The organism is Streptomyces sp. NPDC050433, assembly GCF_044458565.1.
Taxonomy (GTDB): domain Bacteria; phylum Actinomycetota; class Actinomycetes; order Streptomycetales; family Streptomycetaceae; genus Streptomyces.
Genome location: NZ_JBITIB010000001.1, coordinates 514,690 through 530,227 on the forward strand (window position 1 = coordinate 514,690; position 15,538 = coordinate 530,227).

The window sequence follows — 15,538 nt, forward strand, 5'->3', positions numbered from 1 at the left end:
GGCGGTAGAGCGGCGGCGTCGGAGCCGCGGTACGCGTCGGGAAGGCCGTGGGCGGCGGCTACTTCATGCCGGTGGTGGCGAGGCCCTGGGTGAAGTGCCGTTGCAGGACAATGAAGACGAGCAGCACCGGCAGGATGATCAGGAGTGAGCCGACCATCAACATGCCGTTGGAGCCGTCCGATTGGTTGGGGTCGGTGGCGAAGGTGGCGAGGGCCACCGGGAGCGTGTACTTCTCCGGGTCGTTCGTCGCGATCAGCGGCCAGACGAAGTTGTTCCACGAGCCCAGGAAGATAAGGATCGAGAGCGTCGCCAGCGCCGGTTTGACGAGCGGCATCGCGATCCGCCAGAAGATGTACCACTCGCGGGCGCCGTCGATCCGGGCCGCTTCCAGCAGTTCGTCGGGGATCGACTGCATGAACTGCCGCATCAGGAAGACCCCGAAGGCCTGGGCGGCGAACGGCAGCATCAGCCCCGCGTAGGAGTCGATCAGCTGGAGCTTGCTCATCAGGACGAAGAGCGGCAGCAGCATCAGATTGCCGGGCACCATCAGGGCGCCGAGGACCAGCGCGAAGATCTTGTTCCGGCCGCCGAACCGCAGTTTGGCCAGGGCGTAGCCCAGCATCGAGCAGAACACCAGATTGGAGAGGGTCACCAGGACGGCCACGGTGAGGGAGTTGAAGAAGTAGAGCGGTACGTCGAGGGTGTCGAGCAGTTCCCCGAAGTGCTCCAGAGTCCATTCGGTGGGAATCCACACCGGTGGACGGGCCGTCAGGTCACGGTCCGTCTTGAAGGCCGACAGACCCATCCACAGGAACGGCGCCACCATGGCGAGCAGGCCGACCGAGAGCAGGACGTAGACGCCGGCCTTCTTCGCCCGTCCGCCGGCCGGCTTCGGGGCGCCGTCGCGGGGCCGGGAGCCGGACCGTCCCGGGCCCTTGGGGTCCTGCGGGCCGACCGGTACGGAGGGCGGGGGCGGTGGTGGCGTGGTGGTGCGCGCGGCGCTCATTTCGTGTTGTCCTTCAGCAGACGGAGCTGGAGCACCGTGATGGCCATGATCACGACGAAGAGCACATACGCCATCGCGCTCGCGTAGCCCATGTGGAAGAAGTTGAATCCCTCGCGGTACATGGACAGCGACACGGTGAGCGTGCTGTTCGAGGGCCCGCCCTGGGTCATCACGAACGGCTCCTCGAAGACATTGAGATAGCCGATCGTGGTGATGACCGAGGTGTAGAGCATCGTGGGCCGCAGCAGCGGCACGGTGATACGGCGGAACTCCTGCCAGGTGCTCGCGCCGTCCAGCCGCGCCGCCTCCCGTACATCGGGCGGGATGGCCTGGAGGCCCGCGATGAACAGCACCATGACCGTGCCGAGGTTGCGCCACACGGCCATCGCGATCAGCGAGGGCATGGCGAGCGCCTCGGAGCCGAGGAAGTCCGGTGACGTCAGGCCGACTTCGGAGGCGAGACCCGCGATCAGTCCGTCGGACGGGTCGAGGACGAAGCGCCAGACGACGGCGATCGCGACGATGCTGGTCACGACCGGGGCGTAGAAACCGACCCGGAAGAAGGTGCGGGCCCGGTCGATGCCGTTGTTGAGCAGGACGGCGACGAAGAGACCGAGGCCGACGGTCAGCGGTACGCCCACGACCACGAAATAGGCGGTGTTGAACAGGGCCTTGAGGAACTTCTCGTCCTCGAACAGCTTCGTGTAGTTCGCAAGGCCGATGAACTCCGCCGAGAAGGGATCGGTGACATTGCGCAGGCCGAAGTCCGTGAAGCTCATGGCGAGCGTCGCGAGGATCGGCAGAGCCATGAAGACAGCGAAGAGCACCAGGAAGGGGGTCGAGAACAGCCAGCCGGCCATGTGCTGGACGGCGACGGGCTGCCGGTTGCGGCGGTTCCGGCCACCGGGCGGGGAGTGTGGCCCCGGCCCGGTCTTCACCGGGGCCGCTCCGGCGGCCGGTTCGGTCGTGGTGCCCATGTCGACTACTCCACGAGCCCTTCGATTTCGGACTGTGCCTTCTTGGCGGCGTCCTCGGGTGAGGCCTTGCCCTGGGTCACCTGCGAGATGGCCTCGTCGGCCTTGGAGGAGATCTCCGTCCACTGCGGCAGGACCGGCCAGGACTGGGCGGTCTCCATCTGCTGACGGAATATCTTGAAGTTGGCGTCGTCGGCGAGGTCGCCGGAGTCCCAGGCGCTGGTGTTGGCCGGCAGGTCGCCCGTGCGCTTGAACCAGTCCTTCTGCCCCTCGGTGTCCGTGAGGTAGCTGAGGAACTTCTTGGCGGCTTCCTTGTGCTTGCTGTCCTTGGAGATGACGAGGCTGGAGCCGCCGGCCATGGAGGCGGAGACCTGGTCGGCCGGGACCGGGGCGATGGCCCACTTGCCCTTGAGGTCCGGGTAGTTGTCGTTGATGCCCGCCATGGTCCAGGGGCCGGAGTAGAACATCGGGACATCGCCCGAGTTGAAGTCCGTCAGGACCTCGTAGCCGGGCTGGAAGCTCTTCTTGGAGAGACCCTTCTCGAAGTACGTGCCGTACTCCTTGAGCGCCTTGATGGTCGCCGGGCTGTCCATGGTGGCCTTGCCGTCGGCGACGATCGAGCCGCCGGCCGAGTACAGGAAGGGGGACCAGCTCTGCACGGCGTCCAGGCCGCTCGGCTGGAGGTGGAGACCCCACTGCGTGCCGGCCTTGTCCTGGAAGTCGGTGGCCGCCTGCTTGAGTTCCGGCCAGGTGGCCGGGGGCTTGGTGATGCCGGCCTTCTTCGCCAGGTCCGTGCGGTAGTAGAGGACGCGGGTCTCCACGTACCAGGGGAGGCCGTAGACCTCGCCGTCCGCCACGCCCTGTTCCCAGGCGGCGGGGAAGAAAGTGTCCTTCTTGAAGGTCTTGGTGTCGACCGGTTCCAGGACGCCGAGTTCGGCGAACTCTCCCATGTAGCTGCTGCCCATCTGGGTCACGTCCGGCAGGGTGCCGGCGGCAGCGGCGGAGACCAGCTTCTGGTGGGCGACGTCCCAGCCGATGGGGGTGACCTTGACGGTGACGTTGGGGTTGGCGTCCTTGTACACCTTGGCCACTTCGGCGAGCTTCTCGCCCTCGGCGCCCATGGCCCACACGGTGAGGGTCTGCTTCTTGTCGGCGGCGACCCCTTCGCCTCCCGAGCTGCCGCATGCGGTGATTCCGGCGGCCATCGTGAGGGCGATGGCGGCAGAGGCGGTTCTGGCGGTGCGATGCATGGACGGCTCCTCCTTGAGCTCCACGATGTATGCGCTGCCTGTAAGCGCATACATCACTCTGGTGCAGGCATTCCGGGAACCGCAAGAGGTGCTTTGGTCACACTCGTGCAACATGTGGGACATCTGGAGGCCCTGCCTCCGCAGGCTAGGTGGGCTGTTTGTGTTGTGGAAGTGGTTGAGGAGATTCCGGTTGTGGTCGGTTGTAGTTATCGGGGTGGGGCCTGGTTAATGTCGCGCCCATGTCTGAGTACGAGCACGGCTATCCCTTCGACCCGGCGTACGGCCGGACCCTCGGCGAGTTGCTCGACATCCCGGCGCCTGCCCCTCCGGACGGGTTCGACGCGTACTGGCAGGACCGTTTCGCGGCGGCGGCCGGGGTCGCGACCGCGCCGGCCGTCGGGCCGCAGGAGGACGAGCGGGACGGCTGCCGGATCTTCGGGGTGACCTACACCTCGGTCGGCGGACTGCGCCTCGGCGGCTGGCTGGTGCTGCCCGCAGAGGGGCCCGCCGAGCACGGTTTCGTGATCGGACACGGTTACGGCGGGCGCCAGGAGCCGGGCGCCGACGTGCCGCTTCCGCTGCCCCGTAGCGCCGCTGTCCTGCCGTGTGTGCGGGGGATGGGCTCGCGCAGCCGGCGCCCCGGTATCCCCGGTGAGGCCGATGGGCACGTGCTGTACGGCATCGAGTCTCGCGAGACGTATGTGATCGGCGACTGCGTGGCCGACCTGTGGTGCGCGGCGTCCGCACTGCTGGAGCTGGTGCCGGAGTTGAGCACGGGCCCCGGACCCGGCCGCGGACCCGGCCCCGGACCCGGCCCCGGACCAGGCCCCGGACCTGGGCCAGGAGCGGCCCCCGCCCCCGCCCCGGGAGGCGGCGCGCGGCTCGGGTATGTCGGTGAGAGCTTCGGCGGCGGGCTCGGGGCGCTGGCGCTGCCGTGGGACGACCGGTTCGCCTGCGGGCAGCTGACGGTCCCGACGTTCGGGAATCATCCGCTGCGGGTGACGCTGCCGAGCGTGGGGAGCGGCGAAGCCGTACGGGAGTACCGCGAGGAGCATCCCGAAGTCATGGACGTCCTCGCGTACTTCGACGCCGCGACCGCGGCGAGCCGCATCGAGGTACCGATGATGGTCGCGCCCGCGCTGTTCGATCCGGCGGTGCCGCCGCCGGGACAGTTCGCCGTCTACAACGCCCTGCCCGAGCCGCGCGAACTGCATGTTCTGGGGGCCGGGCATTTCGAGTACGCGGCTGGGAGCGCCGACATGGAGGCGCTGACGGAGGCCCGCCGGGGCTTCTTCGCCGCCCGGCTGGGCTGACCCGCGCCGACGAGCCGTCAGCCGCACCCGCAGCTCGCGCGGCGGGCCACCGAGACCGGAAGCATCAGGGAGACCGGGTCGCGCGCGGGGTCGGCCAGGCGGTGGATCAGGAGTTCCACCGCTTCCTCGCCCAGGCGCCGCATCGGCTGACGGACCGTGGTCAGGGACGGCCGGACCATACGGCTCATCGGGATGCCGTCGAAGCCGGTCACCGCGATGTCGTCGGGCACCCGCACCCCACGCCGTTCCAGCGCGTGCAGCGCGCCGATCGCCATCTGGTCGTTGGCGAAGAGGATCGCCTGCGGCCGTTCGCGCCCGGTGGCACGGTCCATGAGCGCGTCGGTTGTCCGTTCGCCCTCCGCCTGCGTCATCATCTCGGCGCGCAGATCCGGCTCGTCGGCCACCGGAAGCCCCGCCTCCCGGCAGGCTTCCCGATAGCCGCGGAACCGCGCCTGCGCGTCCGGCGACTCGGCGGCGACGCCCACGAAGGCGAGTCTGCGCAGTCCGTGGTCACGGATGAGATGGCGGGCCAGCTCCCGTTCCCCGTCGGAGTTCGCCACCTCGATGTGGTCGAGGTGGTCGATCTCGCGCGGCCCGGCGAGCATCACCACCGGCAGGCGACGCGAGATGACCTCAAGGTCCTCGGTGGGCACGGTCTTCGCCAGGACGGCGAACCCGTCCACCCGTCCCGCCACCTTGGCGACCAGGCTCTCGGGGCCGCCCACCAGCGAGGCGGCGATCAGCAGCGCGTACCCGTGCCGCCGCGCCGCCCGCTCCATGCCGCGGATGATCTGGTCGGAGTAGAGCATGACGGCGGAGTCGTCGGCCTCGGCCTCGGCCTCCGCGTCGGTCTCGGCGTCCGGGTCCGCGTAGTCGGGGAAGCAGAGGCCGAGGACGCCGGTGGTCCGGCTGGCCAGACCGCGGGCGTTGCCGCTGGGTACGTACCCGAGGGCGCGGGCCGCCTCCAGCACGCGGTCACGGGTCTGGGCGCGTACGGAGTCGGGATTCCGGTAGACCCGCGAAACCGTCGCAATGGAGACGCCGGACCGCTCGGCGACGTCGTACACCGTGGGGGCACTCAACCGATCCGACCGTCCGCTCTCGCCGCGCTGATTTCTGACCACGCTTCCGTGGAGCCGCCCGGTCCACCGGACGAAACCCACTGTGTAAGCGCATTCACTCTAGGACGCCGGTCTGTACGGGAGCAAGGTCGCCCCCCTCGGCACCGCCACCCCCCTCGCCGCCAGCGTCGCCCCTGCTCGCCGTGCGCCCCGCCGTGCCCCTCAGCACCACGAACGAGAAGACCGCGGCCCCCACCATGACGACCCCCGCGCCGAGCGACGCCAGCCCCATCCCGTGCGTGAAGGCGTCCCGCGCCACCGCCAGCACGCCGGCGCCGTCCTCCTCCGGAAGCCGCGCCGCGGCAGCCGCCGCACCGCCCAGGGTCTCCCGCACGGCGTCGGCCACGCCGCCCGGCAGTGCCGCCGTGACATCAGCCGGCAGCTCGTCGGCCATCTCCCGGCTGTAGATCGCCGCCCCGACCGAGCCGAGAACGGCCATGCCCAGCGCCCCGCCCAGCTCCTGCCCGGATTCCAGCACGGCGGCGGCCGAGCCCGCGCGCTCCGGCGGGGCGGCGCCGAGGGCGAGCTCATTGGCCAGGGTCATGGCGGCGACGAGACCGCCCACATAGATGGCGGCGGCCGTCAGACAGAACCAGAGGGCCGAGTCCGTATCGATCCGTGTCATCCAGAAGAAGCCGGCCGCCGCGAAGAGGAAGCCGCCGCCCATGACGTACGCGCGGTCGGTGCGCTGCGTGAGGAGCGCCGCCGCCGGAGCCGCCACGATCACACTCGAAGCCGGTACGAGGCTCCACAGCGCGGCCTCGAACGGGCGCAGCCCGTACACGGACTGGAGGTACTGGGTGAGGAAGACCGCCATGCCCACCGTCGCGAACATCGCGAGCACGTTCGCGAACACCGGCCCCCCGAAGGCCCGCCGCCCCAGCAGTTCGAGGTCGATCATCGGCTGGGCGAGGCGCTTCTGGCGGCGTACGAAGACAGAGCCGAGCACCAGTCCCACGACGAGGGCCAGGGCGGGCACCGGCGCGAACCCGTGCCGGGCCCACTCCTTGACGCCGTAGATGAACGTGAGCAGGGCGGTCAGCGAGAGAGCCGCGCTCACCAGGTCGAACGGCTCACGTGTCCCCTCCGGGTCGGCGCCCGACCTCGACTCCGGTACCAGGAACGGCACCAGCACCAGCAGCAGCGCCATCGCCGGCAGGTTGATCAGAAAGACCGAACCCCACCAGAAGTGTTCCAGCAGCAGCCCGCTGACCACCGGCCCGAGCGAGATGCCGGTGGTCATCACACCGGTCCAGATCGTCACGGCCCGGCCGCGCTGTCGCGCGTCGTGGAAGAGGTTGCGGATCAGCGCCAGCGTCGACGGCATGAGGGCGGCGCCGCCGAGTCCGAGCAGCGCGCGCACGCCGATGAGCGTGTCGGCCGAGTGCGCGTACGCGGCGGCGACCGAGGCCGCCCCGAAAACCGCCGCGCCCACGAGCACCAGCTTGCGCCGGCCGATGCGGTCGCCGAGCGCGCCCATGGTGATGAGGAGCCCGGCGAGTACGAAGCCGTACATGTCGAGGATCCACAACTGCTGGGTGGCGCTGGGCTCCAGATCCTGGCTGACGAAGGGGATCGCGAAGTAGAGGATCGAGATGTCCATCGAGACAAGGAGCAGCGGCAGCATCAGGACGCCGAGGGCGATCCATTCCTTGCGGCCCGCGAGACCGGGTGTGTGTGATTTCTCCATGACCGGTACGTAACCGACTCCGCGCGTACGCGGCAAACAGCTGCCTAGTGCACCGGCCCCAAAACCCCGCTGGTATGGGGACTTGGCCCTCCTGGTGCACTAGTACGGTAGGGGTATGCCAGTGGATCCGCCCTACCTCCGTATCGCCGCCGAGCTGCGCCGCCGTATCTCCTCCGGTGACCTCGCGCCGGGCGACCGCGTGCCCTCCACCCGCCGTATCACCCAGGAGTGGGGCGTCGCGATGGCGACCGCGACCAAGGCGCTCGCCACGCTCAACCAGGAAGGTCTGGTACGGGCGGTGCCCGGCGTCGGCACCGTGGTCGCCGAGCCCGACCGCGCCCGCGGCCGGGGCGCGGCCCCCGGCGAGGGCCTGAGCCGTGAGCGCGTCGTGCGCGCCGCCATCGCGCTCGCGGACGCCGAGGGGCTGGCCGCGCTCTCGATGCGGCGCGTGGCGGCGGAGTTCGGTACGTCCACGATGGCGCTGTACCGCCATGTCCCCAGCAAGGGCGAGCTGGTGCGCCTGATGTCCGAAGCGGTATTCAGCGGCGGCCCCACGGGCCCCGAACCGGCCGGCTGGCGTCCGCGACTGACGCGCGAGGTCCGGTGGTTGTGGAGCCAGTACGAGCGTCATCCGTGGCTGGCCCGAGCCATGGCGGGGCTTACCCGGCCGCTGGCCTCACCGCATGCGATGAGTTACACGGAGCGGACGCTGGGCACTCTGCGCGGTCTCGGTCTCACGCCGTACGGAATGATCCACACCCATCTCGCTCTGCTCGGCTACACCCAAGGCGTCGCGATGGCGGTCGAGTTGGAGTCGCAGGCCCGGCAGGACACGGGGATGACGGCCGACGAGTGGCTGGCGGCCAACGAGAACCGCATGGATTCGATCCAGCTCACCGGGGCGTACCCGGTGCTGTCGACGCTTTTCGGGGACGGGGAGTTCGACCTCGAACTCGGCGCGCTCTTCGAGTTCGGGCTGGAACGCATGATGGACGGCATCGAGTCGCTGATCGAGCGGTCCTCCCAGCGGTAGGACCGGACGGGGCTGCCGGAACGCAGGCGCCGGACGGAACGCAGTGCCCGTCCGGCGCCCGGCGCTCAACTGCTCGTACGGCGCCTGATCTTGTTGCCGAGCCAGACCAGCGGGTCGTACTTCTTGTCCGCCACCCGCTCCTTCAGCGGGATCAGGGCGTTGTCCGTGATCTTGATGCTCTCGGGACAGACCTCGGTGCAGCACTTGGTGATGTTGCAGTAGCCGAGCCCGTGCTCGTCCTGCGCCGTCTGCTTCCGGTCCAGGCCGGTCTCCTCGGCCGCGTCCAGCGGGTGCATGTCCAGCTCCGCGACCCGCATCAGGAAGCGCGGCCCGGCGAACGCGGTCTTGTTCTCCTCGTGGTCCCGCACCACATGGCAGGTGTCCTGGCACAGGAAGCACTCGATGCACTTGCGGAACTCCTGCGAGCGCTCCACGTCCACCTGCTGCATCCGGTACTCACCCGCCGCGACGCCCGGCGGCGGTACGAACGCCGGTACCTCACGTGCCTTCTGGTAGTTGAAGGACACGTTCGTCACCAGGTCCCGGACGACGGGGAAGGCGCGCAGCGGGGTGACGGTGATCGTCTCCTCGCGGGTGAAGGTGGACATCCGCGTCATGCAGAGCAGCCGTGGCCGGCCGTTGATCTCCGCACTGCACGAACCGCACTTGCCCGCCTTGCAGTTCCACCGCACCGCCAGGTCGGACGCCTGTGTCGCCTGGAGGCGGTGGATGATGTCGAGGACGACCTCGCCCTCGTTCACCTCGACGGCGAAGTCCTTCAGCTCGCCGCCCTCCTCATCGCCCCGCCAGACCCTGAACTTCGCTTCGTACGAGGCCGACGAGGGGGATGGGGCCGACGTGGCAGGCGAAGGGGACGGGACGGACACGGCGGACGAGTCAGATGTGCTCTGGGTCGGAGTCGTGCTGGCACTCACTCGTGGAGCTCCTCTTCGGCGAGGTACTTGACCAGCTCTTCCTTGTCGAACAGGTCGAGCAGGTCGGGACGGATGGGCTCGGTCTTCTTCCTGGAGAGGCTGATCCGGCCGGCGCTGGGATCCGCCGACGGGTCCCGCGCCGAATCGCTCAGCCGGCAGTGCAGATTGACCGGCCGCCAGTCGAGAGCCATGCCGGGCCAGTCCTCGCGGGTGTGACCGCCACGGCTCTCCGTGCGCTCCAGCGCCGACAGCGCGATGCACTCGCTGACCAGCAGCATGTTCCGCAGGTCGATCGCGAGGTGCCAGCCGGGGTTGAACTGCCGGTGGCCCTCCACCCCGGCGCGTGCCGCGCGCCCGCGCAACTCGCCCAGCTTCTCCAGCGCCTGCTCCATCTCGCCCTCGCGCCTGATGATGCCGACGAGGTCGTTCATCGTCTGCTGGAGCTCCTGGTGGACGCTGTACGGGTTCTCGGGCGCGCCGCCGCCCTCCGCTTCCTCGGCGCCGAACGGCCGCAGCGCCTCGGTGGCCGCCGCGTCGATCTGGCCCTCGTCGAGAACCGGTCGCTCCGTGAGCCCAGCCGCGTACTCGGCCGCGTGCAGCCCGGCCCGCCGGCCGAAGACCAGCAGGTCGGAGAGCGAGTTGCCGCCCAGCCGGTTGGAGCCGTGCATCCCGCCCGCGACCTCACCGGCCGCGTACAGACCGGGGACCCCCGGCGTGGCGGCGGTGTCCGAGTCGACGGCGATGCCGCCCATCACGTAGTGACAGGTGGGGCCGACCTCCATCGCCTCCGCCGTGATGTCGACGTCCGCCAGCTCCTTGAACTGGTGGTACATCGACGGCAGCCGGCGCTGGATGACCTCGGGCGTCATCCGCGTGGACACGTCCAGGTACACCCCGCCGTGCGGTGAGCCCCGGCCGGCCTTGACCTCGGAGTTGATGGCACGGGCCACCTCGTCACGAGGGAGCAGCTCGGGCGGGCGCCGGTTGTTGTCCGGGTCCTCGTACCAGCGGTCGCCCTCTTCCTCGGACTCCGCGTACTTCTCCTTGAAGACGTCCGGTACGTAGTCGAACATGAACCGCTTGCCGTCGGAGTTGCGCAGCACCCCTCCGTCGCCGCGCACCGACTCGGTGACAAGGATCCCCTTCACCGACGGCGGCCAGACCATGCCGGTCGGGTGGAACTGCACGAACTCCATGTTGAGCAGCGGGGCACCGGCGAGCAGCGCCAGCGCGTGCCCGTCACCCGTGTACTCCCACGAGTTCGACGTCACCTTGAAGGACTTGCCGATGCCGCCGGTCGCGAGGACGACGGCGGGCGCCTCCAGGACGAAGAAGCGGCCGGACTCGCGCTCGTAGCAGAACGTGCCCGAGACCCGGTCGTCCTCCTTCAGTACGGAGGTGACGGTGCACTCCTGGAAGACCTTCAACCGGGCTTCGTAGTCACCGAATTCACGGAAGTCCTCCTGCTGGAGGGCGACGATCTTCTGCTGGAGCGTACGGATCAGCTCCAGGCCGGTCCGGTCGCCGACGTGCGCGAGACGTGGATACTCGTGCCCGCCGAAGTTGCGCTGGGAGATCTTTCCGTCCGCCGTGCGGTCGAAGAGCGCGCCCCAGGTCTCCAGTTCCCAGACCCGGTCGGGCGCTTCCTGTGCGTGCAGCTCCGCCATCCGCCACTGGTTGAGGAATTTCCCGCCGCGCATGGTGTCGCGGAAGTGGACCTGCCAGTTGTCTCCGGAGTTCACATTGCCCATGGAGGCGGCGATGCCGCCCTCGGCCATCACCGTATGGGCCTTGCCGAAGAGTGACTTGCAGATGACAGCGGTACGGGCGCCACGCTCACGCGCCTCGATGGCGGCCCGCAGACCCGCTCCGCCCGCGCCCACCACCACGACGTCCCACTGCTCGCGTTCGAGTTGCGTCATTGCTGAAGGCTCTCCCTAGCACTAAAAGAGGCGCGGATCGTCGAAGACCCCGCTGGCGAGCAGATACACATAGAAGTCGGCGAGGGCGACGCTGATCAAGGAGGCCCAGGCGAGCTGCATATGGCGGTGATTCAGCTTCCCGACCCAGCCCCACAGCCGGTAGCGCACCGGATGCTTGGAGAAGTGCTTCAGCTTGCCGCCGATGACATGGCGGCAGGAGTGGCAGGAGAGGGTGTACGCCCAGATCAGCGCGATGTTGACGACCATGATGATCGTGCCGAGGCCCATGTGGCCCCACTCGTAGTCCGAGTTCCGGAAGGCGAGCGCCGTGTCGTACGTGAGGATGACCGCCACCGGGACTGCCGCGTAGAAGAAGTACCGGTGGATGTTCTGGAGGATCAGCGGGAAGCGCGTCTCGCCGGTGTACTTCTTGTGCGGCTCGGCGACGGCGCAGGCGGGCGGCGACGCCCAGAAGCCCCGGTAATAGGCCTTGCGGTAGTAGTAGCAGGTCATCCGGAAGCCCAGCGGGAAGATCAGGATGAGCAGCGCGGGGGAGAGGCCCCACCAGCTGCCGAAGATCTCCAGATTGGGGCCGCCCCGCATGGGCACGCAATTCTCTGCCAGACAGGGCGAGTAGAACGGTGAGACGTAGGGCGCCTCGTAGTAGTGGGCGTTCCCGAAAGCCCGCCACGTCGAGTAGACGATGAAGGCGAGCAGCCCGGCCGCGGTGGCGGCGGGCGCCAGCCACCAGCGGTCGGTCCGCAGATGGCGGGCGGAGATGGCGGCACGCGATGCGTCGTGCACGCCGGTATTCAGTTGGGGTCGTTCCGTGCCTGTTGCCAACGAAAACTCCGTATGGAGATGGAGTGGGATCAGGTGGGGGGTCGTAGGGCCGGGGCGATGGACGGTGGTGGGTGCACTAGGGGGCGCGCCGGTCCCGTAGGCCGAGGCCCTCGTCGTCGGAGTCCGTCCACAGCGCCGCGTTGTACGGCGCGTCGGGGATGGTCACCACCTCCGGGCGGTTCTTGGGCGCGGGCCTGGACGGAGCTGCCGGTACGGCTTCGTTCAGCCGGTCGACCGTCCGCTCCAGGTCCGTGACGCGTTGGACGAGCTCATCGATACGACGGTGGACTGCTGTCAGATCTTCCGGCTGGGACATGACGTGCCTCACTTCCGCAGGGGAGCGATGCCATCGGTAACGCGCCTGCGAGTGTCGCTCCTCACATCCCCGCTTGTGAAGGGACGTGCAGGGATTTCGGCGCATACCAGAGCCGTGCGCTCCGCGTCGTTGATGTCGCGCAGCTCCATTTTCGCTCTTTCAACGGGCCTGTGTCCCGTTCCTCGTTGGCCCGTACGGGTGGGTTTCGCGCACCGGGCGGCCGTGTCGCCGTGATTGGCGGGAATCGGTCCTCTTCAGTGGGAGGGCAATAGGTGTGATCATCTCTAAATTCCACAAACAGGACGAAGAGGTAGAAGTCATGTCCCAGGTCGGCGCCCCACGCGGGAGGACATGCTCCCGGACCATCCGCTCCGTCGCGCTACTCACCACCGGTGTGCTCGCCCTGCCCGCGCTCGCCGGGTGCAGCTCGGACGACGAGGAGCGGAGCAAGGTCCCGGCCGCCGCCCAGGACGTCGGGGCGGCGGCACGGGACCGGATCGCCGACGGCGGGAGGCTGCGCTGGGCGGTGGACACCGTGCCCACGACCCTCAACTCCTTCCAGGCGGACGCCGACGCCACGACGTCGCGCATCGCCGGAGCCGTACTGCCCTCCCTCTTCACGCTCGACAAGAGCGGCCGTCCGCAGCGCAACCCCGACTATCTGGAGTCCGCGAAGATCGTCGAGAGCGAGCCCAAGCAGGTCGTGCTCTACAAGCTCAACCAGCAGGCGGTGTGGAGCGATGGACGCGAGCTGGGCGCCGCCGACTTCGTGGCCCAGTGGCGGGCGCTGAGCGGCAAGGACTCCGCGTACTGGACCGCGCGCAACGCCGGGTACGAGCGGATCCAGAAGATCGAGCGCGGCGCGAACGACCTTGAGGTCCGGGTCACCTTCAACAAGCCGTACGCCGACTGGAAGGGGCTCTTCAGCCCGCTGTACCCGAAGGGTGTGATGGGGGCGCCGAACTCCTTCAACGACGGCGCGCGCGCCAAGCTCAACGCCACGGCCGGGCCCTTCCAGATCAAGAAGCTGGACCGCGCGGACCGCGAGGTCACCCTCGTACGCAATCCCCGCTGGTGGGGTGCGCGGCCGAAGCTCGACACGATCGTCCTGAGCGCCGTGCCGCGCGGCAAGCGCGCCTCGGCACTCGCCGCCGGCACCCTCGATCTCGCCGAGATCGACAGCCCGGTGGCGGAGCGGATCGAGCAGGCGCGCGAAGGCAAGGGAGGTGCCGGAGCGGGACCGCACTCCGGCGTGCACGTGCCCGGCGCCGAGACCACCGCCGCGTCGGCGACGCCCTCCCGGGCCCTGGCGAACGCCTCGGACGAGGAGAAGGCCGAGGCCGCGCGGGAGTCCCGCGCGAAGACGACGAAGGCGAAGACGACGAAGGCGATGGCGAAGTACTCCAAGGAGCAGCAGGGCCTGCGGGGCTATGTCGTACGGAAGTCCCTGGAGCCCGCCTTCACCCAGCTGGCGCTCAACGGGGAGACGGGACCGCTCGCCGACGAGCGGGTACGGCGTGCCGTGGCCCGCGCGCTCGACCGGAAGAAGCTGGCCGAGGCCGTACTGAAGCCGCTCGGCCTGCCGGCGCACCCGCCCGGCAGCCATCTGGCGCTGGCCGGACAGCACGCGTACGCCGACAGCAGCGACGCGCTCGGGAAGCAGGACACGCAGGAGGCTCAGGCGCTGCTGGCCGACGCGGGCTGGAAGCCCGGTGGCGTGCTGAAGAAGGACGACGGTACGAAGGCCGGGAGCGAGGCCGACGCCGGCAAGAAGAAGGACAAGAGCAGCAAGGACAGCAACGACAGCGAGAAGGAGGCCACCGCCACCGCCTCCGCCACCTCCAAGGGCACCGACAAGGCCAAGAAGAGCGGCCAGGACGCCGAGGACGGCGAGGAGAAGAAGAAGACGGACTCCGATTCCGTGTCCGACGAGGGCTCGTACATCGTCGGTGGTGACAACAAGCCCGGACGCGGCGCCGAGAGCGGCACCCACGTCATGGCCCCCGCCCCCGCCGCGGACCGCCGGGCCGGGGCGCTGGACGACGCCGACGTCAACGCCCAGGACCGGCGGCCGGGCGGCAAGGCCGGTGCGTACGCCCCGCAGGGCACGGAGGCGCCCGCCTCCGACTCCGCGTCCCCCTCGGTCTCCCCCTCCACCTCCGCGTCGGTCTCCGCCTCCCCGTCCGCGTCGGTCTCCGCCGCCTCGCCCCTGCCCGGCCCGCTCGCCAAGAACGGCAAGCCCCTCACCCTCCGCTTCGTCCTGCCCTCCGGCGCCGGCTCCGAGCAGCTGCGGACCGTCGGCGAGAAGATCGCGCGCATGCTGGACCGCATCGGCATCCGTACGGAGGTCATCAAGGTCGCCGACGCCAGCTACTTCAAGGACCACATCGCGTCCGGCGACTACGACCTCGCCCTGTACTCGTGGCCCGCGACCGCCTACCCGGCGACCGACGGCCGGCCGATCTACGCCAAGCCCGTCCCCGCCTCCGACGGCACGCTGATGGTGGAGCAGAACTACACCCGCGTCGGTACGGACCACATCAACCAGCTGTTCGACCAGGCGGCCTCCGAACTGGACGAGAAGGCGGCCCGCGATCTGCTGCGGCAGGCCGACGCCCGCATCTGGGCGGCGGCCGGGTCCATCCCCCTCTACCAGCGCCCGCAGCTCGTGGCCGCCAAGCCGGCCGTCGCGAACGCCGGTGCCTTCGCCTTCGCCGCCCCCCGCTACGAGGACATCGGCTTCAAGGACCCCGCCAAGAGCGGCCCGGAGCAGCCGGAGGAGTCCCAGGGCCCGAAGGAAGGCTCCACGCCAGGCATCTCGCCGAGCGCAACGCCAAGCGCCAAGGCAAGCGCCAAGGCAAGCGCCGACGAAACCGCCAAGGAAAGCGACAACGAGTAGAAGGACAGCGGCAGCACAGAAGAAGAAACGGAGAGAACCAGCAGGTCAGACCCTAAAAGCCGGACGATTCACTTGCCCGCCGGGCCCACCGGCGGGCAAGATCGTGCCGACCCCCTGACCCGGGCGGTTCCACACCCCCGCAGTAGCCCCCGCCTCTTATCGGATCGGGCCCGGAAGCCCCGGCAGCGCCAGCCCCGTACGATGGGTACGGCCGTGGCGTGTCCGCCCGGCAGGCG

The 15,538-nt window shown here is 69.4% G+C and carries 12 protein-coding genes; 3 read left to right on the plus strand and 9 right to left on the minus strand.

Translation table 11 applies throughout. From position 1 onward, the window contains the following. Positions 1-58: 58 nt before the first annotated feature. From ACIBLA_RS02440 to ACIBLA_RS02450, 3 genes are read right to left on the minus strand one after another with little or no spacing between them, the layout of a single operon-like run. Positions 59-1,006, minus strand: coding sequence for a carbohydrate ABC transporter permease (locus tag ACIBLA_RS02440; RefSeq protein WP_363241699.1), 948 nt, complete (start codon positions 1,004-1,006; stop codon positions 59-61). Further along, positions 1,003-1,983, minus strand: a complete 981-nt coding sequence (locus ACIBLA_RS02445) for a sugar ABC transporter permease (RefSeq protein WP_363241698.1) — start codon at positions 1,981-1,983, stop codon at positions 1,003-1,005. Before ACIBLA_RS02445 ends, ACIBLA_RS02440 begins: the two co-directional genes overlap by 4 nt. A gap of 5 nt (positions 1,984-1,988) precedes the next feature. Further along, on the minus strand, positions 1,989-3,230 hold the full coding sequence (locus tag ACIBLA_RS02450; protein ID WP_363241697.1) for a sugar ABC transporter substrate-binding protein: 1,242 nt from the start codon (positions 3,228-3,230) through the stop codon (positions 1,989-1,991). Positions 3,231-3,469: 239 nt separating this feature from the next. On the opposite strand from ACIBLA_RS02450, the gene ACIBLA_RS02455 reads away from it, so the two are divergent. Continuing rightward, positions 3,470-4,543 carry an acetylxylan esterase gene (locus ACIBLA_RS02455; protein WP_399197551.1) on the plus strand — a complete coding sequence of 358 codons (1,074 nt, stop codon included), beginning with the start codon at positions 3,470-3,472 and terminating at the stop codon, positions 4,541-4,543. A 17-nt stretch (positions 4,544-4,560) separates the two neighbouring features. On the opposite strand, the gene ACIBLA_RS02460 is transcribed toward ACIBLA_RS02455, so the two are convergent. Continuing rightward, entirely contained in the window at positions 4,561-5,625 is a 1,065-nt protein-coding gene (locus tag ACIBLA_RS02460; RefSeq protein ID WP_399197552.1) for a LacI family DNA-binding transcriptional regulator, read from the minus strand. Between the two features lie 94 nt (positions 5,626-5,719). Further along, positions 5,720-7,354, minus strand: coding sequence for an MFS transporter (locus ACIBLA_RS02465; RefSeq protein WP_399197553.1), 1,635 nt, complete (start codon positions 7,352-7,354; stop codon positions 5,720-5,722). 115 nt (positions 7,355-7,469) lie between these two features. On the opposite strand from ACIBLA_RS02465, the gene ACIBLA_RS02470 reads away from it, so the two are divergent. Next, positions 7,470-8,387 (plus strand): TetR/AcrR family transcriptional regulator C-terminal domain-containing protein, encoded by a 918-nt coding sequence (locus tag ACIBLA_RS02470; RefSeq protein ID WP_399197554.1) that lies wholly within the window; start codon positions 7,470-7,472, stop codon positions 8,385-8,387. 65 nt (positions 8,388-8,452) lie between these two features. On the opposite strand, the gene ACIBLA_RS02475 is transcribed toward ACIBLA_RS02470, so the two are convergent. The 4 genes from ACIBLA_RS02475 to ACIBLA_RS02490 form a co-directional block, all read right to left on the minus strand. Next, positions 8,453-9,274 (minus strand): succinate dehydrogenase/fumarate reductase iron-sulfur subunit, encoded by an 822-nt coding sequence (locus ACIBLA_RS02475; protein WP_363241760.1) that lies wholly within the window; start codon positions 9,272-9,274, stop codon positions 8,453-8,455. Positions 9,275-9,318: 44 nt separating this feature from the next. After that, entirely contained in the window at positions 9,319-11,244 is a 1,926-nt protein-coding gene (locus ACIBLA_RS02480) for a fumarate reductase/succinate dehydrogenase flavoprotein subunit (protein ID WP_363241690.1), read from the minus strand. 21 nt (positions 11,245-11,265) lie between these two features. Then, positions 11,266-12,087 (minus strand): hypothetical protein, encoded by an 822-nt coding sequence (locus tag ACIBLA_RS02485; RefSeq protein WP_363241689.1) that lies wholly within the window; start codon positions 12,085-12,087, stop codon positions 11,266-11,268. Positions 12,088-12,163: 76 nt separating this feature from the next. Next, positions 12,164-12,403 carry a hypothetical protein gene (locus ACIBLA_RS02490; protein ID WP_363241688.1) on the minus strand — a complete coding sequence of 80 codons (240 nt, stop codon included), beginning with the start codon at positions 12,401-12,403 and terminating at the stop codon, positions 12,164-12,166. A 319-nt stretch (positions 12,404-12,722) separates the two neighbouring features. Between ACIBLA_RS02490 and ACIBLA_RS02495 the strand changes: the two genes are divergently transcribed. Further along, entirely contained in the window at positions 12,723-15,302 is a 2,580-nt protein-coding gene (locus ACIBLA_RS02495; protein ID WP_399197555.1) for an ABC transporter family substrate-binding protein, read from the plus strand. Positions 15,303-15,538: the final 236 nt, after the last annotated feature.

Excerpts from the sequence above, each read along its gene's own strand:
- ACIBLA_RS02470 (WP_399197554.1), top strand. The coding sequence starts at position 7,470 with ATGCCAGTGGATCCGCCCTACCTCCGTATCGCCGCCGAGCTGCGCCGC.
- ACIBLA_RS02480 (WP_363241690.1), bottom strand. The coding sequence starts at position 11,244 with ATGACGCAACTCGAACGCGAGCAGTGGGACGTCGTGGTGGTGGGCGCG.
- ACIBLA_RS02445 (WP_363241698.1), bottom strand. The coding sequence starts at position 1,983 with ATGGGCACCACGACCGAACCGGCCGCCGGAGCGGCCCCGGTGAAGACC.
- ACIBLA_RS02440 (WP_363241699.1), bottom strand. The coding sequence starts at position 1,006 with ATGAGCGCCGCGCGCACCACCACGCCACCACCGCCCCCGCCCTCCGTA.
- ACIBLA_RS02490 (WP_363241688.1), bottom strand. The coding sequence starts at position 12,403 with ATGTCCCAGCCGGAAGATCTGACAGCAGTCCACCGTCGTATCGATGAG.
- ACIBLA_RS02465 (WP_399197553.1), bottom strand. The coding sequence starts at position 7,354 with ATGGAGAAATCACACACACCCGGTCTCGCGGGCCGCAAGGAATGGATC.
- ACIBLA_RS02450 (WP_363241697.1), bottom strand. The coding sequence starts at position 3,230 with ATGCATCGCACCGCCAGAACCGCCTCTGCCGCCATCGCCCTCACGATG.
- ACIBLA_RS02455 (WP_399197551.1), top strand. The coding sequence starts at position 3,470 with ATGTCTGAGTACGAGCACGGCTATCCCTTCGACCCGGCGTACGGCCGG.
- ACIBLA_RS02495 (WP_399197555.1), top strand. The coding sequence starts at position 12,723 with ATGTCCCAGGTCGGCGCCCCACGCGGGAGGACATGCTCCCGGACCATC.